Consider the following 23,237-nt stretch of genomic DNA (forward strand, 5'->3'; position numbering starts at 1 on the left):
TAGGTACGGTGTAACAGACACCAATATTGGTGACAAATCTCGCACGGTATTCTAGCTTCAATGGAGCCGCACCTTTTAGGTACGGTGTAACAACAAACTTTTTAAATTGGCAATTTCCGCATCTTTGTCAGTGCTTCAATGGAGCCGCACCTTTTAGGTACGGTGTAACTTTAAAATTTCTCAATAACGATAACGGTAATTCAATGCTTCAATGGAGCCGCACCTTTTAGGTACGGTGTAACCCTGTCAATCAAAACCCAAATAAATCAAGGGTTTTAAAGTGATTTTTCGGCAATCTAATTTTCAAGATATTTCCAGCCGTGCTTACTGCTAAGAATATGCAATAAGTAAAGTCATCTGAAAGCTGTAATTATTGATTTGTCAAGGTTCTAGCAATTTTCGTGAACTCCCCAGAGTTTTTACCCCCACTTTGGTTTACGAAAATCTAACTGACATCGCTATCATAAATAGGTAAGTAGGTGGGCGTCAATAGACGCCCGGATGTGAAAATATCTATAGAAAATTAGTGAGGGTGCATCAGCCTATGAGATGTCGGCTGAGAATCTCGCCACATAGGAAACGCAAACCCTCGAAGAATGCAAGAAGAGCAAAAAGTGTGCTACAACACACCAAGGATAAATATACTGTGCTATTACTGCCTGCGGCGCACTCCTTGAACAACTACTGCCCAAGTTTCTCTAAATTCAACAAAGAGTTGGTAAAAAGTGATGTAAAGGTTGTGGATTTTCTAACTCTACAGAAAAAAATTAGCACAGTAAGTACGGAATAACCGGATTAGTATACCTCCTTATTTGATAAGCATAAGCATTTTTTCAAAAGTTTTTACCGACCCATTCTGTTGTTTGTAGTTAGCCTTTTGAAACAGATTTATAGGTTCAAATCCAACCCGATTGTACAGTGCGATCGCTTGGCTTCTTACTAATGAAACCCGAAGTAACATAGGCTTCCTACAAGCTATAGCTCTTTGTATCAGTTTTGTTCCCAAACCGAGCTTTCGATGTTGAGCAGCTACACCTAAATCAGCGACATACCAAGCTGACTGAGAATCAATACCAAACTTATAATACAAAAAATCTTGATTTAGGGTATAAGTAGAAAAACCATCGCTGACTACAGTTTGCCAAATTGATGAAACAGTTAATGGCAAAATAGCACAGAAACCTATTGGTTGCTCCAAGCGAGCAACTGCAACAAAAAGATGACCGCTGGATTGATAGAAAGAGAATAATTCCGACAACTTAACTTCTGGCCAGATTTGGTATTCCGGTGGCTCAGCAAATATCTCTTGGTATAGCTGGATTAAACCCTTATTTAAAAGTCTACTGAGATTGCAGTAATTTTCCACCTCTAGGATTTCGTTAATACTCATACAACTTCCTTAAATTAGCCTACTGCCTTTCCTGTTTCAACAGCTTGCAAAACAATAGCTAACCGACATGATTCACCTAAAAAATTTATTCGGCGGAAATTTGAACAAAAATTCATTCGCTTGCGTCGCCATAACTGAGTTTCTTCATCCTTATACCATCTTAATGCGTTGTATTGATATTCGCTAAGAAAACCATCTCTAATTAACATAGCATCCCGCCGTTCAAGTTCGTCTGGGTCATTTAAGGCAGCGGCACTTTCACCCAGGAATTCTATAGGTTTTTTACCTTGGGCGGCAAGTGCAGCAGGATTAGCGAAAACTACACGCTGATCGGAGATCTGATTAATGTAGACAGGTAGTGGGTTACAATATAATTCATTAAGATCGAAGCCTAATTCTGGCAATAAATTATTTTTGGGATCGGAGTTGGGCTGGTTCATGGTGATTTTTTCATGTAATGATGGCTCTGACATCATTATCTTTGCCATTTCAGGAGTAATTTTGAAAGGCCGCTTGCATCCGCGCCATCCGATTTGAACGTTTCCTTTAAGTACTGCGGCGGTGCTAAGCAGGCTATCTACGCAATTTTCGAGTAGTTCGGTAGCATCATCATGGCTAGGAGCAAGAATAATGCAATTTCTTCCAGAAAGCTTCCAACTCCAGCCTGGGCTATTCAGCAGTTTCAATAAATCCATTTTGTACCTGACCAAAAGACTTTCTAACAAGCTCTTGAATTACCGCACAATCCATATCAAGGATGGTGCAAATCTGAATGATGTCAGCCTTACTAGGTTTGGCTCCCGTAGCGATCGCATTGATGCGATCTATCTTCATCCCACCCAACTCTAAGTTTCTCTTGTGCTGTTCCACTAATTCAGCCACAGATCCAACATTAACAACTTGTGTCTTGGCATTCAATACCCGCCCCAGAGTAGTCAAAACCTTTGCTATTTCTGAAATTGATAGATTGTGAATAAATTTTAAGATTTGTAATAATGTATCTTCTTGTTCTCGTTCTACTGGCAGAGAACCACTGAGTCTTAACACTCGTTCAATTAACTCACTGCGGGAAATTCCTAGCCGTTGACTTTCGGACTCCATCAAATTTCTAGCTGTTGGGGTCAGCCGTAGCGTAATAACTTCTGACTTTGGCTCATCCCAGATTTCACCTTGCCCAGGCTTTGACTTAATTCCCTTTTTTGGCACAAGGTTAAGCTCCGTCTGAATTACACACAGTTTAACAGGTTGTATTGCAACCTAACAAATAAAGTGTTATCGTATATGTACACGACCTATCCAGGCTGTGTACCCAAGCCAGTGCTAATCCAGCAAGATAGACCACTGACTTGGGATTGCTCTCACGATGGAGATAATCTCTATGCTAGCAACCTCATGCCGAAGCAAAGCGACCAAGTTTAGTAAGGAATAGCCTTTTAATATTTTGAGTAAAAGTGGATTTATCTACTTGACAGTGTTAAGGAGTAGATTTATCGTATTCTAATGATGGTGTTCATCGCTAGAGTACGATGTATAGACTCATGGAGGAGAGTTCTAACATCGGCAATTTGATACTTTGGAAACTTAATGAAATGATGGCAAGACGCCGCGTCCGTAATAAAGATTTAGCTCAAGTGTTGGGGGTCAGCGAAAACTCCGTGTATCGACTCCGAAAAAGAGACACGATGCCCCGACTAAATCCAGAAATACTCAATGGAATTTGCGCTAAGCTTGACTGCCAACCAGCCGACCTGCTGGTGTACATATCGGACGAAAACCTAGAAAAGGCAATTGCGGTATCTCAAACAAACGAAGTCTAACAGAAATGCCCCGGCTACCAACCGAGGCCAGAAACAAAAAACAGACTCCCATCATGACACACCCAGCTTCTTTGTGTATCTCCACCAACCCCCCAGCCCTAGCAATCGGCTTATTGGCCGGAGTTGGAGGCATGGACTTAGGAGTGGTATCGGCTGGGTGGAAAAACCGACTACTCCCACGTTGGACGATCGAGCTAATCCGAATACACACTTATAGTGTATTTAATCGCTCACTGGAGATCGCCCATGATTGGATTGACGTGATTTGCCAAAGGGCAGAGATCGAAATGGAACCGTGGGACTATTGCTTAGTTTGGGTTAAACACATTCAGCCAGATCAACACGGGTACCGTGCGGAATGCGTGCGAGAACTGGCTAAACACACTTTCGGGCAGTACAAATTCGACACTATCAACAAAAGATGGGGAGCGAAATTTGAAAAAAGGCCAGATGGGGTACTGCAACTGTTACAAGCCAGCCATGCCTTACGCACGATGCAAATTGAACTATTCAACTTGGAGGGAAAGGTTAAGTATTTGTCGGATGTGGTTAATAAAGCTTTACCTAATTGATTGACTATAATATACACTTAAAGTGTATTATAAAAGCGAAAACAAAAAAAATGCCTCGGTTGGTAGCCGGGGCCAAAAAACAAAAAAAACAAACCTCTATCATGACACACCTAGCTTCTTTGTGCATCTCCACCAACCCCCCACCCCTAGCAATCAGCCTATTTGCCGGAGTAGGCGGGATGGACTTAGGAATAGCATCGGCTGGGTTTGAAATCGCCCTAGCAGTCGAAAAAGACCCACATACAGCAGCCCAATACCGGGAAAACTTCCCCAACACCCCTGTGTTGTGCGCCGATGTCACCCAACTGACCGGTCAAGAAATACTCTCCAGTATCGGCTATAGCTCAGTTGCGATCGATTTAGTAGTAGGAGGCCCATCCTGCCAAGGCTTCTCCCGCATAGGCAAACGCGACCCAAAAGACTCACGCAACTCTGGCGTATACCACTTTGTTCGCCTAGTAGGAGAACTCCAGCCCCGCGCCTTCCTAATGGAAAACGTCGCCTCCATGCGAGACTCACGCTACGCAGAACTCATAGACAACTGTTGGCAGCAACTAAAAAGCTACGGCTACCAAATCCGAGAATGGAAACTCAACGCCAGTAACTACGGCGTACCCCAATCGAGAGAACGCCTATTCTGGGTCGGTTGCCGGGATGCAGCAACGAAGGCACCAGCCCCGCTAGAACAGCCAGTCACAGTCTATGACGCTTTTTCTGACCTACTGCCCCTAGAGGGGCTGCTAGCCCTGGATAAAGACATCATCGAAACCGACTGGCAGCCAGGAGAATACAGCCAGTACCTCAACATCATCTTCACCCCACAGGGCAACTGGAATCCCCAACGCCTAACAGGCTGTACCCTTACCGACCATTCACCAGAAGTAATCGAAAGATTCATCACCGCACCGACTGGAGAAATCGAGCCAATCAGCCGCCTGTACCGCCTAGACTACCAACGTCAATGCACCACCCTCAGAGCCGGAACAGCAACCGCTCAAGGTGGACACACAGCACCGCGTCCCATCCACCCAGAACATCCCAGAGTCATCACCGTCCGAGAAGCAGCCAGACTATCCTCATTCCCCGACTGGTTTCAATTTCATCCCACCAAATGGCGAGGACACCGACAAATTGGTAACGCCGTTCCACCCCTGCTAGCGCGTGCAGTCGGAATCCAGCTAATCGACGCCCTCAGCAACACCCAAAGTTTTTCACCTGATCAAACAAACACAACTAAAACAACAGGGAGTACCACTATGACATCTACCACTATCATTTCTAACTTAGACAACTACAACTTCCCACCATTAACCAGCAGCAAAACAATCAAACTAGCCAAAGAGATAGTAGAACTCGGTTCAACTCACGCCGCCTCCCTCGGAAAAATCAAAGAAGCTAGCTTAGAACTCGGCTACAAACTACTAGAACTTGAAAACGCAGTTGGACAAAGCGAAGTCAAAGAAATCCTCAAACACTGCTTCCCCAAAGAAATTGTTCGCTACTTGAGAAACCTACTCTGCCAAGCCAAACTGATCGAAAAATGTCCTTCATTGTACTCACGCATATTATCCATGCCCATCTGTCACACAGCCATACTCCTAGCAGGAACAGAAGAGCAAATCGAACAAATCCTCACCAGCGACACCAAATGGACAGTAGAACTACTAAAACTTCGCTTGAAAGCCGATAATCATCAGGATACAACCCTACCAATTCCCCTTCTCGCCATCAACGCCCCAGTCAAAATCATCGCCGACGTCCCCGACTCAGGAGAGATTGCTAGAGTAGAAAATATCGACGACGATCGTGTCACAGTCACCAAACTGCATACTGGAGAAGTTAGCAAATTCGATATCAACGAAGTCAAACCATTATGCCAGGATACTTATACCGCACTCACCACAATCCTAGCCACCACAGCTAGCTTGCACACCGCATTCAAAGACGCAGCAGACACAGGAGACCAACGCTTACAGAACGACATCGAAAACAAACTCAACCTTCTCGACAAATCCCGCCGTCAACTCACAGCCAGACTCGCCATAACCGAAAAAGCCGCCAAAAACCTCGCCAGCTATGTAGCCGCAAATACCAGCATAGATCCAATTGCGACCCAAGACGAATGCGCGAGTACTTTTCGAGTCTGGAACATCGGTGAAGACGATCGAGAACCAATTATAGCCAAAGCACAACTACTAGCCAAACTGAGAACCAAACAAATATTTGCACAACCGACACTAGCAGAACTGGCAATAGCCACAGCCACCATCTTACACAAACCCACCACCAAAAACGCAGGCGGCGGTATTCCCATCAGCACCAGAGAATACAGCGAATTAACCGAACTCGTACAGGAAAAAGACTCAACAATACAACAACTCAAAGCCGAACTAGATGAAGTAAAAGCTAATCGTCAAACGGTAGTAGAAACACCAGATAACACCATCTCATCCCGATTAGATGTAATGCAGCAAGAGATGGAATCCCTGCGGACTGCATATCAATCCATCGAACAGAAATACAGCAACGCTCTAACTGAATTAGAATCCTACAAACAACTAACACAGAAACAAGCATCAGAAATCAACGCCCTCAAAAACAGCAATACATCTGTTCAAACCACAGATAACACCAGCACAGCCCAAACATTCCAACCCAACGACATAGTGAGGATAATTGCCAATAGCAATCAAGCCTTAGTCAATCAAATGGGCATTTTCCGAGAAGTAGAAATAGAAGAATTGCCTTTGGGGACAAGAGAAAGAGCCGTAGTCGTGTTAAGTCCAGGCACGAGATTTCAAATCCCCGTGCGGATTGCCAATTATCAACAATCATTAGAAAAATTGGCAATAACTAAAGAGGAATTTCTCGTGTTTGCACAAGCAGAAGACTTAGTGGAACAAAACAAAGACTTAGAAAGTAGAATTGAACACAAGGAATCGAAAATTGATGAAGCAGTTTGTCAGATAGGTCGCTGTCTGGCTCAACTTGGCATACCTGGATGGTATGAAAAAGGCGTATATATTGACTCGCAGGGACGTACTCATTCAGATGCAATAGCATTAGAAGAAGGAGTCAAAACTATTGCTGAAATTCTCGTCAATCTAGAAACACAAGTATCTTATTCAGAACAGTCTGACGAAGACATCGAATTTTAGGTAGTGCATGATTACCGAACCATATAAAAAGCGTTTCTACATAACGCTCTCACTGTATTTTGCCTAAATTTATGCTAGAAAAAGCCATTTTAATAGAATCGAGAAAATTCGATTATCCTGGCTATTACAATTGTGAGAGCTATTGTCGGGTCAGAATATATTCTCCGTCCGAACAAACAATCGTAATAGTTAGCGAGAGCGAAACAAACTCAGGTACATCTGTTACCAACATGGCAGAGGGAATAGCTACCCTTGTGGCATACCACTACGAACTCGATGTCAAAAAGACAATCTGGATAGAACATTATCCAGAACAGAATAATGGCCGAAGCTCTCTGTTTCTGGAATCATTTAGTTTAGTTGAATTTGATTGGGGTTGTCACTATCCTTTTCCTTACCAGCGTGAGATTCAACCAATCAAACTAAAAGCCAGCAATCCTCAGTGGACATATATTGACAAGACAGAAGTCCAGCAACTACTTGGCGTACCTTTATAGGTAAATCGCAATGAATAAACCCACACTTATAAAAAATGACACTCTTGTGTCATTCTTTGATTCTCCTAGCGCATTAAGAATTTGGATACCCGGAAGAGTAGTGAGTAAACTGCGCCCTCGATTTGGTAAAGGTGCTGCATTTTTGCATCCCAATTATAGAAACTGGAAGAATGCAGCTGTTTCTCAAATAAGTTGGCAACTAAAATGCAATTGCCAAATTTTCGATATAGAAAACTGCATGATTAGCCCTTGGCCACTAGCTGAATTACCGATTTCCCCAGCCAAAGTATCGGTATTATTTGTAGGGGCGCAACGGGGAGATTGCGATAACAGATTGGGTAGCATACTGGATTGTTTAGTAACTAGCGGCATCCTGGCAAACGATACCGCTCGACACAATCCAATCGGAAAGTATGAAACTGTAACTTGCCGAGTTCGTAAAGGCGCATTGGTGATAGTAGAACCCGCTACTGTAGAAAAGTTCCATCCTCAAATGTTACTGACGTGGGGAAGATGAAGCTGCTAACGCCGCAGAAAGAAAGTGGTATTAGTGCGCTGGCTCGCTCGCTTTCATTTCAGTTCTATTTGATTCATTCGAGCAAAGTAATCAGCATAGTGTCTACCTACCAATCATACTAAAATGCTTAGCTTACTAGATTGTTTTGCAGGTGCAGGTGGTTCCTCATGGGGTGCAGTAGAGACTAGAAAAATCTCAGTGAAAATGGCAATCAACCACGATGCCACCGCCATAGCAACTCACCAAGAAAACCTGCCCTCCGTTAATCACGATATTGCAGATGTATTTCAAGTAAATCCAAAGCGATACCCTAAAACAGACTTAGCCTGGTTTTCACCGTGTTGCGAAGGGTTCACACACGCATCGGGCGTTAAGAACACAGATACCACAGCATATCAACCAGAACTGTTCGATACCCTAGAATACAGCCTTCTATCCCAAAAAGCTAAAGAAGAATACCGCCATAAGCAAATACTGTTAGCTCAAAAACGCCTGACCGTCGAAGAAGTTTATAAATTTGTAGAAACACACCGCTATCTGGCATTTATAGTCGAGAACGTCATCGAACTAACGCGCTGGAAAAAGTATAATTCCTGGCTGCTATCGTTCCAGAACATCGGCTATAACTACAAGGAAATTAGCCTTAACTCATCGGTAGTGCAGTCGTCGGTAAGACCAAACCATCAAAGTCGCGACCGCTTGTTTATTTGCTTTTGGCAATCTCAGTTAAAAACACCATTATTAGAAATATCGCCGGCGGCTTTCTGCCCCGAATGCGATAGCACGGTAGCAGGCAAACAAACTTGGAAGAAAGGACAGCGCATTGGTAAACTTAATTTTCAGTACCACTATAGCTGCCCAAATTGCTTAAACCCAGTTAACCCGCATACTCGTGCTGTTGCTGAAATATTAGATTGGAGTTTACCTTGTCCCACAATAGGTTCGCGAGTCGGCACATCTAAACAACTTAAACCCAATACGCTAGAGCGCATCAAAAAAGGTATCGAAAAATTCGGCAATGTTCCATTCCTAACGGAACTGTATGGGAAAAGTAGTGCTAGAAGCATTAACAAACCGATAGGTTCGATTACCACATCAGGCGCACATCATGCTTTGGTAGTACCATCTCCCTTTCTACTGTACTACTACAGTCGCGACAATGCGATCGGCAGCATCAACAAACCAGTCAATGCGGTAACAACCTGTCCTCGACACGCTCTCGTCATTCCCCCCGGTTTCATTTGCCAGTACAACAGTAAAAGTATCGGGCAGTCTATTAAAGAACCGCTTCATGCTGTAACAACGAAAGATAGGTTTGCACTACTGGCAACTCCGCAGGATATCGACAAAATTGGCAAGCTCAACGAATGGGGCTTTAGGATGTTAACCCCAACAGAATTGGCACTAGCTCAAAACTTTCCCACTCAATATAAATTCTTGGGTAACAAAGCCCAGATTCTAAGACAAATCGGCGGTGCAGTACCCCCGGGCGTGGCACAAATTATCCTGACTGCCTTGGCAGAAATTTGTTGATACTAATTTTCACTATCAAAGGGAATAAATCTATGACAGACTTACCGTGTTGGTTAAAAGGAAAAGCAATAGCAGTAGCAAAAGTGCTGATTGCTGATGGATTTTGTTACTGCGGCGAAGCAGAAGAATTCTGCGTTAACCAACACCTAGAGTCGGTGGGTGATTGGTTAATAGGTAATTGGCACTACGTCATCGATGCTATTACCGACGGGGCTTTGTTTTCTAAGGACTACAACGACAGCGAAGATTGCGATATCGATAAGGAAATAGAGCGTATACAGCAATTAATCGCGAAAGCCGAATTAGATTGGGACTCTTGTATAAATGAGGGGCAATTAAGCTTATTTTAATCCTGAAGAAGGCTTTCATGCAGAGAGCAGGCATCAGAATTACTTTCTGCATAAAGTCCTCCTTTCCTCTGCCTTTATTGCTAAGAAAATACCTCACAGTCCCACTCGAAATCTTCACGTATACGATCGAAAGTAATACCACCCAGAGCCTAACCAAAATGCCAAAAACTTATGTAGCAGAATTTGCGGAATACTGGCTAGAGAGAAAGAAGCCATTCACGCCTTCATCGCGAGAAGGTGAAAATTATTTAGTTTCGGATTGCATAACCTTTATCAAAATAGTTCTAAGTGCCAAATTCAAAAGTGCTGGAGTGGAATTTAAGTACAGCAATTCCGCACTCAAGCATTGGATGTACTCTGGCGCACCAGATTGGGCGATCGTCATGCTTAAGGAAATTGATATAGTTTGGAAAAGAGAATGGGAAAAAGAAAGGTATCGCTATCCAGAAAACGGTGACTTTCCTCCAAGAGGCATATCAACTAGAGCATCTTACGGCAATAGCACAGAAACTAAAAAAGCCGGCTCCAATCTTTATCAAAATAGAACTAGATGGTAAATGCTTGCCTACTCTCTTAACTTATCATCTGTTTAGGGCAAACAAATTTATACAAATATGCTGTCGCCACCCATTTATGTATAGGTGGTTTTTTTATAGCTGAACTTGTTCGATATCGTGCCTACATAAGGGGACTCGCTAGCATATATTCCAATAATCGGAATAAACTTAAATTAAATTACCAGTTAAACTCCTGACATAGCTAAACTTTCCAATTTTTGTATTCCCCTAATTGGAAAATTGATATTGCCTCTTCGAGCGGGTTAATTCTATGCTAATTAAAGTGACAGTGTAACGAGACTGACACGGCAATTCAATAGAATAACAGTGTCAGTTCAACGGTAGTTCCAGATGTCTACGTTGAAATATGCAATCCCACCAGAACAAATACAGCCCCAGACCAGAAAGGAGCTAATGCAAAGGTATGCTCCATCAGCTTTCAAGGCGCTATCTAGAAATAGACTGGAGCATTACAGAGTAGCAGCAGGAGTATCAAAAATCCCAGCCGGACATAGCTTTAAACCAGCGCAAGTCCAGATGATGGACGAACTGTTCATTGCGATCCGTAGCGACATCCTCACCTTAAAAGGTTTTGGAGAACAAATAACAACGCCAGGATGGACATTAGACGGATGGTTATGTCAACACTGGAAAATGACGCTCCTAAATTTCCTGAACTCCCCCCGAAACAAGTTGGGGGCAGACCACATAGTAACGATTCAAACAATTTACAGATTACAAATGGAGCAAAAGTCAAATGGCGACAATACAAGAAACTGCGCGTGAAATTTCCCAACTATTCGGCAATCGACCTTGCCCGCTCGATGACTTGAGAACTATCTGTCAGCTTTTGGGTATCGAAGTCAGAGACAACGAATTAGTAGGAGTCGTCGAGTACCAAAATAAGCCAATAGATGCCAAAACATTTCTATTGGGACTAGCGCGTACAATCAAAGAAAGCGATGCCAATGCTAACTTTATCGAAGCGGCATTAGCATACTTAGAAGCACGCGGTATCGGTAAAACACCAGAAACCCCTGAAATATCTGAGGATTTCGACCTCAACACCTTCCGTCTGCAAGTGTATGGCACAACAGAAGCTGCCCCAGGCTCCGACCTCGATTTCATCTTTAGAAAGCATGAAGAAGGTCAACAATTAGCCCAAGAAGCTTTTATGACAGGGCGATTTGTCGCACACAAAACTTATGAAGAACTCCAAAAAAAAGGGGTTACCGGACATCGCAGCGAAGAATTAGAGCAGCAATACGGAGCGACCTTTCAGGGACTGTCGGATCGATCGACCCAAAACATCCACAACATCGGATTTTCTCGCATCTACAACTGGATACAAGCTCAAGCAGTCCCCCAGACAGCGATTGGTTCCTCACACCAGAAGGCGCAGTTGCAACAGGCTCAGAAATAGGCACTTGGGTGGCAATGGAGGTCAACGAAGCTGCCAATGTATTAGCCCGTGAAGTAACAACGGCAGCTTTGTGGGGAATCTGCGCCACCAGCATCGGTGCTGTAGGAGGTGCAGTAACAGCAGCTTCCATCGCCGTCAGCAATAATGCTCGCGAACCTTTAGCACCCACCATCTGCGGCACTATAACCGGAACAATACTGGGTGCAGCACTAGCACTAATAGTGATTTTCAACAAAAAGAGGAGTTTATGCTCGGATTAATCAGTGATGCGCTAAAAGATGCAGCAGTAGGTGTAATTCTCAATGTGGCAGGCAATTCGATGGTGGGAATCATTACAGGCGCAGGCGCTGCGCTTTGCCTGAATCCAGTGGTAATGGCGGGTGCGATCGCGATTGGTTTGGCAGCAGGGCAAGTGATGCGGATGGTAACTTGATATGTCAATTGCATACAACCGATCATCAAAGAAAATACCAGTAACAGCGATCGCATTTACAGTAGGCGCTCTATCAATCTTAGGCATCATGGGTATCGGTTTGATGATGTCGCTCAAAGATAAAACCATCACCCAAACCGACAGAGTTCTGACTGCTAAAGTAAAATTAGCTTCAGCTAACAAAAAGTTTTTCACTTCTACAGTAAGTTTCGATTTTGGCACTCTCAACAACAAAGGAGAGGTAATTATCCAAAATCCTGGCTATCTACAACAAGCCTTACTAGCCGTAGCCGCACAAGATAAAGCTAGAGCGAGACGGATGATTGATGATCGGAAATCTCTAGCTTATCGACAAGAAGAAACATACGCCGCATCTCTGCTCGAACTTGGTATCAAACAAGAAATGTCAAGAGTAGCGCTAGTATCTCCAGACAAAATCGTAGAGTGGAGAGTCTATCAATCCCAAAGTGGGGAATGGAGAAAAGAACCAGTTACGGCGGCTCGAAGACTAAGCCACCTAACGGTGGATTTGATGTCAAATCGATTGGGACAGCACTCCAGATATTCCGTAGATTACTCGAGCGTAGAAACAGTTAGCGGTCTGGGTAAATCCTTAGATGGTGCTACCAAAGCGACTTACGATTTGTACCTCGCCAAAGGGATGGACAGGCAAGTACGAGAATTGCAAGCACTGGAAATCCGCCCAGATTTTAGCGTAGAAAAATCTCTTCTTGTCAAACCGGGTGAATTTGGCTCAGCTATTAAGCCCAAGGATAAACCCAAGAGCAACGCTGAAAACAAGGCGCAACAGAAACCCAACCCTAAAAAAGTCGAACCCATCCCTAAGATCGACAAACCTAAAAAATAGTTGGGGGTGATGTAAATGACTGCCGTCAAGATAAGTGTATCAATCTTGATGATTATTTTCGGCATAGTTTTTGCAGGAACCGCGACCAAATCTAACGCAATTAACTATCTCGATAACACCAATTGGCCTTCTGAACGAGTGAGTAAAAATTCAGGATTCCAGTTCTGGGGTGGAGTGGGCGTGGTGGGAGCGGGACTGGTATTTCTGGCTTGTACACTGCACGAATTGAACGAGACAAATAAAGAAGTAGATAGCGCTACTCCATCTGAAGCAGAAACGCAGCCAACTCCAGAAGTAGCAGCATCTTATGAGGTAAGCAATGTTATTCCATTCCCCCGCCCTGAAGAACCCCCCGTTGGGCAACCACTCAACGAAGATGAATTTGATTCTTTACTCAATGCCAAACTTAACCAAAAGGTAGGAAATCAAAATGTCTAGAGATAGAGACGATCGCAGAGAATTTAACCCTTTGGCAGTGAACGACCCCGATAGTTTAGCCGCAGCAATTCAACAATCATCTGGTACAAACAGTCCGAGAAATGGGAAGATGGTTCCCCCAGGTCCTGCTGGTGCAATGCAACCATATAACGTTTACGTTATGCCGCACGAACAGGCGATGGCACCCGATAAGCCAAAGGTTCCTCAGTTATTTATCCCAATTGTAAGCTGGTGGAAAGTACACCGCTTGCATATCGACCATGAGTGGGTATTTTTCTGGAGATTTGTATCGGTAATCGAAGCATTAGTGCAGCGCCCAGTCAAATCTTTCAAAAACTTAGGTGTAATGACTGGGGTAGTGGCAGGCGGAGCAATTTTTCTGATTGGTTTGTTCGTAGTCAGTGCATGGTTTTTTGGCTCGAAAAACTCAGGCGGCACCTTGAGGAACACTGACGTAGAGCCACAGGAGAATTTTGATTACGACTACAACTTGCCTCAGTATTAGTGTTAAGTCATGAGTGATGGCTGTGGAATTCAAATTGATTGTCGAGTTAGACACAAATAAACATCAAAAAGGAACGCAGCCATGCGATCGAGAACATCCAGACTTAACATCGGTTAGTGATGTAAATAGCCAACCGTTAGGGCATCCGCCTCGAAGAGCTGCAGCGCAACAAACCCATATTCCACAAGCTCTGTCAGATAAATGGGATTGGATATGCGTAGCACTGACAATTTTGTGCTTGTGGCAGATTGCTTCCCCGTCACCCCCTACGGCTCCTAAATCTGGAACGTTCACTTCTTCCTCATCCGCACTCAAAACTGTGCCTAATAAATATACTGGTAAACCGATATTCCCGCTTGGTGGAAAAACCCTTGCTACCACTAGAATCACCGATTTACCGGGTAGTCCTAGACCTAACAACAGGATTCATGCAGGCATCGATTTAGCAGCTTACCAAGATGATGTAGTTGCGGTTCTACCAGGAACAATTGTCGAACTCAAACCAGATTCTGGAGTAGGTGGCATTATCGGCATTGAAAGTAATTGGAAGGGCAAAAAAGTCAAGCTTAGGTACGTTCATCTGGAAAGAGAACCACTGCGATCGTTTTCTCTAGGTCAGAAGATACAAGCCGGACAAAAATTGAGTTACATCAAAAGCAATTTTCCGGGTAGTAGCGGACCACATTTGCATTTAGAAGTTTACATCAATGGCGAATTGCAGTGGCGTCTGCAGGATTTTCTGAAACTAGCCGTTGTTAATCGTTGAATGTTTGAAGGAGAAATTATGAGTAGATTATCTGTTGCTAATCTAAATATGCCCGAAAGCATTGAGGCTTGCGAACATCAATTAAAAATTGTTTGTTATGCTTGGGCGTGCGCGAGCGCTAGTTTTGATATTCACTATGCTGATTTGCTTGCGGAGCTTAAAATGCTTCTGTGGAACGAATACAAAAATCTAGGGGGCACGGCAGTTCAAATTGGTGACATTGCTGAATGGGGAAGAGCCAGGGTTTTTGGGCAGCTTAAAAGTATTGAAGCCTCTGTTGAGAGAGCAGAAAGGAGAAAAGAAGAGAAAATTGTATGCGAAGAATACGATTTTTTGATAAAGCTTGAAGCTATTTCTGAAGTTCTCAAACAAGAAAACAAAAAAGATTTATCACAGACTGTTGATGATGCTATAGAAGGCATTCGCTTGTTTCAAGAGGTCAGCAAGTCAGCATATGCAAGAATTTTCAAGGCGGATGAATATTTGGAAAGTATTCAGCGCTCTACCAAAAAAGATAAACCGGAAGTAAAAGCTTTAAAAGAGCAGATTTCCAGGGGTCGTCAAATGCTAAAGCCCCAATCATAGGCTTGAAAATTTGAAAGCTTTAGGTAATTAGGAGATATTATGCAACGACAAATCACAATCAGATCAGAAACGAAGGCGATGAAAGATTGGATTGATTGGGTATTGGAATGCGTAACGTATGATGATGGCACTTTTGATGGGGGTTGGCTTGAAAGTTGTCAGAATTTATGGAAACAGTCCAGGGGTGATGTAGCACTGTTCGCGCAGCGCTATGTTAGCAAGGATCTGAAATCAGATGGATATCACGATTTTTCAGAATCTGGGTTTAGCTTCTTAGATACCTTTCTAAAAGAGGGAATGAGGCGAGTTGATTGGGCATATGTTGGGCGTTACTTTGTTGACAAGTTAGGTTTAAAATAGAAGTCTAGATTGTGGGAACAATTTGAGTTGATACGGATGGTACAAAGTATCAACAATTTGTGGGAAATTATGTTTGTCTAATTTGTGGAAAACAAGCTCAACGGCACCCGCCTCTTAGAGAACGTGACGACTTTTTGCAAAAGCTTTGTGATGGTCGTATAGTCCACTGTTGAATACACAGATAATCAAGGAGCAAGTCATGTCCAAGAAATTAGCTAAGAAATTTCCATTATTTTCTGGGAATGCTACCCCATATGTTTTTCTATCTCTGCCCAATCACAACAAAATATTCCAGATTGTGTCAACATCTTTTCGTTCTCAGTTTGAGTTAGAGATTGAGCTAAAAAATGCTGGGTTTATTCCCGAAAAAGACTTTCTTGTTTATCCAGATGGAATTTCATATAAGCCGAAAGTTAAAGATTTTTTAGATAGCAGCCCTGCATTTGCTCGTTTCCTACAAAGCGCAGAAGCTATTAGAAAAATCTACAACCCTCGTAAAGAACAATAATGGAAACCAACTCTCTAGCACCACCGCACAGCAGCGAAAATGCAGCGATCGCCTCCAGTAGTGCGATAGGGCATCCGCCCCAAAAAGCGATCGCACCAGAAACTCTGCAAGCAGCGATCGCGAAGTTATTCAACCAAGGTACTCCATCTGAGCAAATTGCTCAAGGGCTGCTTGCTACTACTCCCGAATATTACCAATTGGGGATGAACACCCTGGCGCTGCTTCAGTTTCAAGCAAACATCCTGCAAGGTGTTGGCGCTAGTTTTGAGCCTTATTACACCCATATATTCGATTTACTGTACCAAGCGCTTCTCTGGAACAATCCAGATAAAATTCTGGAGATTTGCGCGACTAAGTGCAATCGCAGAGACTATGCTTTCTGCGAAGTCGCGGTTGATTATATCGAAAAGAACTACGAGCCTTCCTGGTACGAACAAAAGGCACTCCAAAATAAACTGTATCAAATGTATAGGTCGGGAGCGTCACCGGAAGAGATAAGAGCCGAAGTCAGCGGGAAAAATAAGAAATTTAGACATATTGTCGAAGCTGTTGCAGAAATAGCAGTTCAGTATCCTTGCCATCAGACTAAAAGCACATCTGCTCTTGCACAATTTTCTCCATATTGCCAGTCAGCAAAGGAAATCCCACTCTCATTCGATATCGCACAGACTGATTACTCAGCACCAAAATTAGATTTAGCAGAATCGAGCAACATTACGGGATCTCCTCATATCTCTACTGAACCTATTTCGCAGCCAGTTAAAAAGCCTATTGAGGAGTCTGTAGATTATTGGACTCAAGATGAAAGCGCGAGTGAGGAGATGGAAACCGAATCAGTCGAGCGATCGCCTAGCGACCCGATTTTAGAAGAGTTTTCAGACACAATTCTTACAGACACATTCTCTAACTTACCAAATTACTCAAGAGTAGTTAGTGTTAATCCAAAAGCACCGCTTCTGCTGTCGCAACATGAAGAAAAAAATTTACTTTTCACTGTCGCCTCCCTGGAAATTTCTGCCCTAATTGCTGCGCCCAGCGGTACGGGTAAGTCTACTTTTTCCTGGGCTTATATAGATAAATACTATCAACTGCATCCAGACGCCACTTTTTATATTTGTTGTCAAAAAAATGATTTTTGGTTGGGTTTGAGGAATATTCCCGGTGCTGTAGCTCGACCTGACTACGATGAAGAAACTGGCTTATGGAATTTTGAGCCGATTCTAGAACATATTAGAAGGGTTAACTCTTTTTTAAACCAAAGAAGGTTGCTCCATGAAGAGCAGCGAGAAAGCTTACCTAAAATCGTTTTATTTTTGGATGATTATTATTCAATCTGGAATACTATAAGCGGTAGCAAGAAGTATGCAGCTATTAAAGAGTTTATTACGGAATCTTTAGCCAACATCATTACGCTTGGTAGAGAGCTTGGCATTATTGCTGTCATACTTACGCAAAGTTTTAATTTAGAATCCCTCGGACTGACCGATTCTAATATCAGAGATAACCTAGCCATTTTAATATTTGGGAATGTTGTGAAAACCTTGAAAGGGATGCAGGGAAACTATAATGCCCTTTACAAAATTATCAGAAATCCGTTTGTGGTGGGTAGTGATTCTGCCAGAGCGAGAATGCTGAACTTACTAGACAAATTGGTTCCAGTTTCGATGGAACTGCAAAGACCGATCGCATTTAGCAGCATCGGCGATGGGGAAGTAATGTTTTTGCAAGATTATCGCTGGAGCAAAGATTGTAGATTGTCTGACGAACAATTAGATGCTATAGCACAGCGATTTGGTTGTGCGAGAAATGCTTCTAACAATTAGTAGGGGTGAGGTTGATTCGCTCATACTGCTTCGTTTATTTGTGACGTTTCATGGGAGTTGATTATGAAAAAGTTAGCTTACACTTTTGCCAGTGCTACCTTTAAGCTTTTCTTTGGATTGAACTTTGAAGAGATGGAAGTTCTCCAATCTCATCAAACAAAGTGCCTGCATGAACTTCACCATTTTCAAGCACTCTTAACTCAAGAATTGCTAGATGCTGGTTTCGTCCTAGAGAAAGATTTCGTTTCAAATGAAACAACATTTTGGGCTTCGTCAAGAGCATCTATATTTTTACAATCCAGGAGCCGTTATTTTCGCCAGTTTACCCAAGCACTTGAAGATTTGCAAAAATCTCAGGCTGAAATTAAGAAGCATTCAAGATTTTAAGTAAATAGAATAAGTGGAGTCAAACTATGAAAATCAAGTGGACAAGAGTAGTCTTGGTTATCAGCATTCTTGTGCTTAGCGTCAAAAAAGGTTGGTTGTCCGTTCCATCAATTCCATCAATTCCCAATCTACTGAGCAAAGCTTTAATCGGTGTTAGTTTAAAACATCAGACAAATAAGCCGCAATTGGTTCGAGTTAATACCAATTTAACCGATGAAGATATATGGAGTGAAGTTTCCATATCTAAGCAAGATCCAGCGGTTAAAAAAGCTCCTCAGTGTAACACACCCAAGGATAAGTTTTCTAGTTTGATGTATGTGCAAGGATTAGGTGGAAACTATTGCCGTGAAACTGTCAATCAAGATAGAAATAAACTCTGAAAACCTTGCCGTTCCAAATACAAAGCCCGTTGAGGAAGTTGAGTATCTTCCTGTTTCGCGTCAATCAGACAAAAAAGTAGATGTGGTAGCGATCGCTTTGGCAATGTTTTTAGGTATTTTACTTTTTGGCGGCACTCAAGCGGTAAAAAATACTAGCGTTAATATTGCAAGCAAGCAAGGTAAAACTACAGCGGTGTTGACCGCAGATAAACTCAGGCAAGATATAGCAACAGAAGCTCTCAAAAGAGTGCGAAATAAGGAAAACTTTAGGCCGGGCGTATCTGCCCAGTGTATGTTTTGGGTGCGGTCTGTGCTTGAGAGTAAAGGTATAAATCTACCAGTGTCGCAACAGCCATTTGATGAGTTAGTGCGGGGAAATGTGGCAGCACCTGGGATGGCTCAATCGTTGTCTGGGGCTGATATAGGAAAGCAAATTTATCGAATACAAGATCTCATGCCAGGGGATTTGGTTTTTTACCTTGACACTTATGGCAATGACCCCGAAGGAAGTATAACTCATGTGGGATTTTTTGTAGGAAACAAGAAAATCGCGCATCGACCTACTGCTTCTGGGCGGGTGAAGTTAGATTCAGTCACCAAATACAAGTTCGGTGTAGGGGTGCGAATTCACGACAAATTCTTGAGGGGTGTATCATGAGTAAGTTACGATTTGCTCTCATCGGTGCATCAGTAGCAGCGTTGTTCGCCACTCCTATCAATTCGAGTGTAGAAAAGCTGTTATGTGAAACAAAAACACCCTTATGTTATGGGTGGCGATCGCCGGATAAAATATTGAATGAGACTCAGAAAGCAGCGGTTATTGGGCTGGGCTTAGGAATTGCAATTGCTGGGAATAACGAAAATAAATCAAAAACTCAATTACTGAATCTGACGCCCGATGAGGTTGCTACGCTGTGTTTGGCGGTATTGTGCTTAATATTGGCTAACTCGTCCAAGTACAAGGAAACTACGGAGAAAGTTGCTTCAGATGTAAGAGCAAATCTTGCTAAGGGTAAAGCTTCACCTAGTTTGAGCTATCTTTTCAAGGATTTGAAATCCCCCGGTGTGCTGGCTATTGGTGCTGCTGAGGGGAATCTAACTATTGATGGGAGGAAAACTAGCAATTATTTCGGCCATACCGACCCAGGTAACAGCGCACATAACAGGGGATTTTGTTCGTGGCAGGCGGGGCCAGTTTCTTCTGTGCAAGAGGCGGATATTAAATGCTTGAACAGAATTCGATCTCGCATCGGTCACGTCAGCAGTTTGTTTGAGGATGCCGGATTGGATGTGAGCAAACATAAAAGTGCAGCTGTGGCTGCTCTTGACTTGTGGAATCAAGCGAATCCCTGTGTGTATCAGCGATTTCCTTCTGCTTATGCTGCTGCATTGAAACAAGGAAGGTCAGGTCAACAAGCTAGAGTCCATGCCAGGGTAGAAGCTTTTAGAAAAAATGGCGTTCTTTCGGCTAATGGTTTGTTTAAAATTTGTCGCACCAGTAAGTTTTATATAGATAGATTCCCCTACGCCGTTGGTAGCGAACAGTGGCGCTATAACTGCATCAAATTCGATCAATTGCGCCGTCAAAAACAAATCGAGCGAGTTTTATCTATTAATTAGCTAAGTATGTACACCAAAATTCGTTCTCCTCCTGCCATATAGACACAGACAATAACTATCTAATCATCTGAGGACAAAATTATGAAACAAAGACAAACCAAGCATAATCTTTCTCGCCCTGAATTTGGTCAAATCATACAATTTCCCCAACTTCAATCGGCTCCAATAAATAAAAAAACTACCAAACAGCCTTTGGCGTTAGCTGTTTGGGCGAGCCTTTGCATTTGTGGGGTGGCGTTTGGAATAGGATGTGTGGGTGTTGATTTACTTTCTGACAAACAAGAGCCATTAGCTATTAAGGATAGTAAGAGCCGAACTAGAATTAGCAGTTTTTTAGAGAGGGTGGCTGTTGCTTCGTCAAAAGAGTCAAACGATCTGAACACAGTTAGCGAAGATGATTTTTCCAAGTTGAGTGCCGCCGAAAAACCCGAACAAAAGCCACTCACAAGACCGCCATCAAAAGTCGGACGAGCCTACAAAGATGGTCTTCAAAAACAAGTGACAGTACCCTCAGCATCTTTCCAGCTACCCACGCTACCAGAGCGAACTAAAGTTCCCCATGAGTTGATACCCAAAATATCAATTCCTACACCAAAATTGCCCGCAACGCCACCAGCACCTAAAATAACAATCCCAAATTTATCAAACGCCTAGATACCCCCGTTGTAATCGCCGCACTTGGACGCCTCAAGAGTTAGAGATCGATCGCTGCTGAAAAATAGCTACAGTTGTAGCCGGATCGGGAACGTCACTACTAAGATTGAAACCTTCGTAGCCTCTTGCGATCGCGTTTTCACGGTACTCGATGAGCCACAAGATCTCGCTGACAAACCTGACGCAGTGACGCTTCCCATCCGCACCGACTGGAAACTGTTTTCGAGTGCGATCGAATTTTTGTGATGCAGCAAGGCAAAATTGTCGAAGATGGCACTCATGCCAACTGGAATTTCAGCTTATATTTTCCGGAAATATAGGATAATCGATGTTTATAAATCTCAATCTAAATAATTCTACCTACTGTATACATCCAGATGGACAACCTGTACACCTTCAAATTCAACCGCACCTCAACCTTAACCTCCCTTTGTGAAGGGCTAATTGACCCAATTGAATACTATGAAGCCCGAAAAGAACTATTTTCCTTATCATTAATGGCAGATTACGACCAACTGGTATGTCTATCTGCACTCACCAAAATCGACAAACACTGGTATCAAATAGAAACTGCCAGAAAAGTCCTCAGACAACTAGGAGGACGCGCCTTACTTGCCGATGAAGTAGGATTGGGGAAAACCATCGAAGCGGGACTCATCTGTTCCGAATACTTCGCAAGAGGAATGATTCAATCTCTATTAGTTCTTACTCCAGCTTCTCTCGTCTCCCAATGGCAATCGGAATTACTAGAAAAATTTAACATAGATACCGTCACCACCGACGACACCGGACGGCAACTTTCCCCGGAAGAATTCTGGACATCTCATCGCAGTATTATCGCCTCTCTCCACACCGCCAAATCTCCTAAACATTATGCCCACGTTACTCAAAGAAATTGGGATTTAGTCATTGTGGATGAAGCTCACCACTTAAAAAATCGTACCACACTTAATTGGAAACTGGTCAATGCCCTGAATAAAAGATATATTTTAATGCTCACCGCTACCCCCGTCCAGAACTCTTTAGTAGAACTGTTTAATCTTCTCACCCTCCTGAAACCGGGCTTATTAAAAACTGAAGCTGCATTTAAAAAAGAATACGTTGATTCTAAAAACGGACGAGTTCCTAAAAATTCCGAAAAACTGCGTCAGCTAATGCGGGAAGTAATGGTACGGAATACTCGTTCTTTGGTAGACGTGAAATTACCTAAACGGTTTGCTACTACCATCACCGTTACTCCTTCTGCTGGCGAACAGAAACTCTATCGAGATTTAACTGAATTTTTACGGAATTCTGGCGAAAATTTAGATAAACTATCAATTAATAATCTCTTAATGAGAGCGGGTTCTTCCAGTCGCGCCTTAGCCGAGACATTGAAAAATTTATCCCAAAGATTACCGGATGAAGAATGGAAAAGTTTTACCAGACGCGCTGCCCAAATTAAACAAGTAGAAAAAGCTAAGCGCCTGATAGAGTTATTAAAGCAATCTCACACGAAAACTATCGTTTTTACTACCTTTAAAGCCACCAGTAGTTACTTAGCAGAAACTTTTCGAGAGGCGGGGATTGCTTTTGCTGAGTTCTTAGGAAGTATGTCTCTCAAAGAAAAAGATGCTGCCATAGACGCTTTTAGAGACAACGTTCCTGTTTTGTTGGCATCCGAAACTGGTGGAGAAGGACGTAATATACAATTTGCTTCGGCAATTGTCAACTACGATTTACCTTGGAATCCAATGAAAATAGAACAGCGCATCGGCAGGATTCACCGCATCGGACAAACTCAGGACGTGTTTATCTTCAACTTTTGTCAAAAGGATAGCATAGAAGAATATATCTTGCGAATTCTCCATGATAAAATTAATATGTTTGAATTAGTAGTGGGAGAAATAGAGACTATTTTAGGTAATGTAGATGAAGAGTTTGATTTTAGTGAAGCTATTGTCGATATTTGGTTAAAGCATCAAACTCCATCAGCCCTAAATACAGCTTTTGGACAGTTGGCTGATGAGTTAATTAAGGCGAAAGATGAATATCGAGAAACCAGTGAATTAGAATCTCAAATATTTGGAGAAGATTTTGAAGCTTGAACAGTTAGA

Annotated in this window: 30 protein-coding genes and 1 CRISPR repeat array (1 of these 31 cut by a window edge); of the genes, 27 read left to right on the top strand and 3 right to left on the bottom strand. The window is 42.8% G+C overall.

Going from position 1 to position 23,237, the window contains the following annotated elements; genetic code table 11:
• Positions 1-242: direct repeats of the CRISPR family, unit length 37 nt; unit sequence GCTTCAATGGAGCCGCACCTTTTAGGTACGGTGTAAC (it extends 537 nt beyond the left edge of the window).
• A gap of 566 nt (positions 243-808) precedes the next feature.
• The 3 genes from H6G03_RS05775 to H6G03_RS05785 are packed head-to-tail and all read right to left on the bottom strand — an operon-like array spanning position 809 to position 2,596.
• Positions 809-1,390: a GNAT family N-acetyltransferase gene (locus H6G03_RS05775; protein ID WP_190462983.1), complete on the bottom strand. Its 582-nt coding sequence runs from the start codon at positions 1,388-1,390 to the stop codon at positions 809-811.
• 14 nt (positions 1,391-1,404) lie between these two features.
• Positions 1,405-2,085: a PAS domain-containing protein gene (locus H6G03_RS05780; RefSeq protein ID WP_190462985.1), complete on the bottom strand. Its 681-nt coding sequence runs from the start codon at positions 2,083-2,085 to the stop codon at positions 1,405-1,407.
• Complete coding sequence (locus H6G03_RS05785) at positions 2,060-2,596, bottom strand: hypothetical protein (RefSeq protein WP_190462987.1); 537 nt, start codon at positions 2,594-2,596, stop codon at positions 2,060-2,062. The genes H6G03_RS05780 and H6G03_RS05785 overlap by 26 nt, the downstream gene beginning before the upstream one ends.
• A 320-nt stretch (positions 2,597-2,916) precedes the next feature.
• On the opposite strand from H6G03_RS05785, the gene H6G03_RS05790 reads away from it, so the two are divergent.
• The 27 genes from H6G03_RS05790 (at position 2,917) to H6G03_RS05920 (ending at position 23,228) form a co-directional block, all read left to right on the top strand.
• Positions 2,917-3,207 (top strand): helix-turn-helix domain-containing protein, encoded by a 291-nt coding sequence (locus H6G03_RS05790; protein ID WP_199315153.1) that lies wholly within the window; start codon positions 2,917-2,919, stop codon positions 3,205-3,207.
• A gap of 53 nt (positions 3,208-3,260) precedes the next feature.
• Positions 3,261-3,779, top strand: coding sequence for a DNA cytosine methyltransferase (locus H6G03_RS05795; RefSeq protein ID WP_190462989.1), 519 nt, complete (start codon positions 3,261-3,263; stop codon positions 3,777-3,779).
• A 101-nt stretch (positions 3,780-3,880) separates the two neighbouring features.
• Positions 3,881-6,937, top strand: a complete 3,057-nt coding sequence (dcm, locus tag H6G03_RS05800; RefSeq protein ID WP_190462991.1) for a DNA (cytosine-5-)-methyltransferase — start codon at positions 3,881-3,883, stop codon at positions 6,935-6,937.
• A gap of 230 nt (positions 6,938-7,167) precedes the next feature.
• Positions 7,168-7,434 (top strand): hypothetical protein, encoded by a 267-nt coding sequence (locus tag H6G03_RS05805; protein WP_190462992.1) that lies wholly within the window; start codon positions 7,168-7,170, stop codon positions 7,432-7,434.
• Positions 7,435-7,444: 10 nt separating this feature from the next.
• Positions 7,445-7,951 (top strand): RusA family crossover junction endodeoxyribonuclease, encoded by a 507-nt coding sequence (locus H6G03_RS05810; RefSeq protein ID WP_190462994.1) that lies wholly within the window; start codon positions 7,445-7,447, stop codon positions 7,949-7,951.
• Positions 7,952-8,074: 123 nt separating this feature from the next.
• Entirely contained in the window at positions 8,075-9,484 is a 1,410-nt protein-coding gene (locus tag H6G03_RS05815; protein WP_190462996.1) for a DNA cytosine methyltransferase, read from the top strand.
• A 32-nt stretch (positions 9,485-9,516) separates the two neighbouring features.
• Positions 9,517-9,834, top strand: a complete 318-nt coding sequence (locus H6G03_RS05820) for a hypothetical protein (protein WP_190462998.1) — start codon at positions 9,517-9,519, stop codon at positions 9,832-9,834.
• 158 nt (positions 9,835-9,992) lie between these two features.
• A complete protein-coding gene (locus H6G03_RS05825; RefSeq protein WP_190463000.1) occupies positions 9,993-10,391 on the top strand; it encodes a hypothetical protein in 399 nt (132 codons plus the stop codon).
• A gap of 414 nt (positions 10,392-10,805) precedes the next feature.
• Positions 10,806-11,177: a hypothetical protein gene (locus H6G03_RS05830; RefSeq protein WP_190463002.1), complete on the top strand. Its 372-nt coding sequence runs from the start codon at positions 10,806-10,808 to the stop codon at positions 11,175-11,177.
• On the top strand, positions 11,149-11,814 hold the full coding sequence (locus H6G03_RS05835) for a hypothetical protein (RefSeq protein WP_190463005.1): 666 nt from the start codon (positions 11,149-11,151) through the stop codon (positions 11,812-11,814). The genes H6G03_RS05830 and H6G03_RS05835 overlap by 29 nt, the downstream gene beginning before the upstream one ends.
• A 14-nt stretch (positions 11,815-11,828) precedes the next feature.
• Positions 11,829-12,074: a hypothetical protein gene (locus H6G03_RS05840; protein WP_190463007.1), complete on the top strand. Its 246-nt coding sequence runs from the start codon at positions 11,829-11,831 to the stop codon at positions 12,072-12,074.
• On the top strand, positions 12,062-12,247 hold the full coding sequence (locus H6G03_RS05845; protein ID WP_190463009.1) for a hypothetical protein: 186 nt from the start codon (positions 12,062-12,064) through the stop codon (positions 12,245-12,247). Before H6G03_RS05840 ends, H6G03_RS05845 begins: the two co-directional genes overlap by 13 nt.
• Before the next feature lies 1 nt (position 12,248).
• Positions 12,249-13,115 carry a hypothetical protein gene (locus H6G03_RS05850; RefSeq protein WP_190463010.1) on the top strand — a complete coding sequence of 289 codons (867 nt, stop codon included), beginning with the start codon at positions 12,249-12,251 and terminating at the stop codon, positions 13,113-13,115.
• A gap of 15 nt (positions 13,116-13,130) precedes the next feature.
• The gene (locus tag H6G03_RS05855; protein WP_190463012.1) at positions 13,131-13,553 is read left to right on the top strand and encodes a hypothetical protein; all 423 of its coding nucleotides are present in this window, start codon (positions 13,131-13,133) and stop codon (positions 13,551-13,553) included.
• Complete coding sequence (locus H6G03_RS05860; protein WP_190463014.1) at positions 13,546-14,058, top strand: hypothetical protein; 513 nt, start codon at positions 13,546-13,548, stop codon at positions 14,056-14,058. The genes H6G03_RS05855 and H6G03_RS05860 overlap by 8 nt, the downstream gene beginning before the upstream one ends.
• Before the next feature lie 16 nt (positions 14,059-14,074).
• Positions 14,075-14,824, top strand: coding sequence for a M23 family metallopeptidase (locus tag H6G03_RS05865; protein WP_206756610.1), 750 nt, complete (start codon positions 14,075-14,077; stop codon positions 14,822-14,824).
• An 18-nt stretch (positions 14,825-14,842) separates the two neighbouring features.
• Complete coding sequence (locus H6G03_RS05870; protein WP_190463018.1) at positions 14,843-15,409, top strand: hypothetical protein; 567 nt, start codon at positions 14,843-14,845, stop codon at positions 15,407-15,409.
• Positions 15,410-15,487: 78 nt separating this feature from the next.
• Positions 15,488-15,769 carry a hypothetical protein gene (locus H6G03_RS05875; RefSeq protein ID WP_190463021.1) on the top strand — a complete coding sequence of 94 codons (282 nt, stop codon included), beginning with the start codon at positions 15,488-15,490 and terminating at the stop codon, positions 15,767-15,769.
• Positions 15,770-15,968: 199 nt separating this feature from the next.
• On the top strand, positions 15,969-16,277 hold the full coding sequence (locus tag H6G03_RS05880) for a hypothetical protein (RefSeq protein ID WP_190463023.1): 309 nt from the start codon (positions 15,969-15,971) through the stop codon (positions 16,275-16,277).
• Positions 16,277-18,100 carry a hypothetical protein gene (locus H6G03_RS05885; protein WP_190463025.1) on the top strand — a complete coding sequence of 608 codons (1,824 nt, stop codon included), beginning with the start codon at positions 16,277-16,279 and terminating at the stop codon, positions 18,098-18,100. Before H6G03_RS05880 ends, H6G03_RS05885 begins: the two co-directional genes overlap by 1 nt.
• A 63-nt stretch (positions 18,101-18,163) precedes the next feature.
• Complete coding sequence (locus H6G03_RS05890) at positions 18,164-18,487, top strand: hypothetical protein (RefSeq protein WP_190463028.1); 324 nt, start codon at positions 18,164-18,166, stop codon at positions 18,485-18,487.
• A 26-nt stretch (positions 18,488-18,513) separates the two neighbouring features.
• Positions 18,514-18,867: a hypothetical protein gene (locus H6G03_RS05895; RefSeq protein ID WP_190463030.1), complete on the top strand. Its 354-nt coding sequence runs from the start codon at positions 18,514-18,516 to the stop codon at positions 18,865-18,867.
• Entirely contained in the window at positions 18,833-19,525 is a 693-nt protein-coding gene (locus tag H6G03_RS05900; protein WP_190463032.1) for an NlpC/P60 family protein, read from the top strand. The genes H6G03_RS05895 and H6G03_RS05900 overlap by 35 nt, the downstream gene beginning before the upstream one ends.
• The gene (locus H6G03_RS05905; RefSeq protein WP_190463035.1) at positions 19,522-20,487 is read left to right on the top strand and encodes a hypothetical protein; all 966 of its coding nucleotides are present in this window, start codon (positions 19,522-19,524) and stop codon (positions 20,485-20,487) included. Before H6G03_RS05900 ends, H6G03_RS05905 begins: the two co-directional genes overlap by 4 nt.
• 81 nt (positions 20,488-20,568) lie before the next feature.
• Positions 20,569-21,141 (top strand): hypothetical protein, encoded by a 573-nt coding sequence (locus tag H6G03_RS05910; protein ID WP_190463037.1) that lies wholly within the window; start codon positions 20,569-20,571, stop codon positions 21,139-21,141.
• 24 nt (positions 21,142-21,165) lie between these two features.
• Positions 21,166-21,387 carry a hypothetical protein gene (locus H6G03_RS05915; RefSeq protein ID WP_190463039.1) on the top strand — a complete coding sequence of 74 codons (222 nt, stop codon included), beginning with the start codon at positions 21,166-21,168 and terminating at the stop codon, positions 21,385-21,387.
• Between the two features lie 131 nt (positions 21,388-21,518).
• Positions 21,519-23,228: a DEAD/DEAH box helicase gene (locus H6G03_RS05920; RefSeq protein WP_190463041.1), complete on the top strand. Its 1,710-nt coding sequence runs from the start codon at positions 21,519-21,521 to the stop codon at positions 23,226-23,228.
• The last annotated feature ends 9 nt before the right edge of the window (positions 23,229-23,237 follow it).

It is taken from the genome of Aerosakkonema funiforme FACHB-1375, assembly GCF_014696265.1.
In the GTDB taxonomy this organism is placed as follows: domain Bacteria; phylum Cyanobacteriota; class Cyanobacteriia; order Cyanobacteriales; family Aerosakkonemataceae; genus Aerosakkonema; species Aerosakkonema funiforme_A.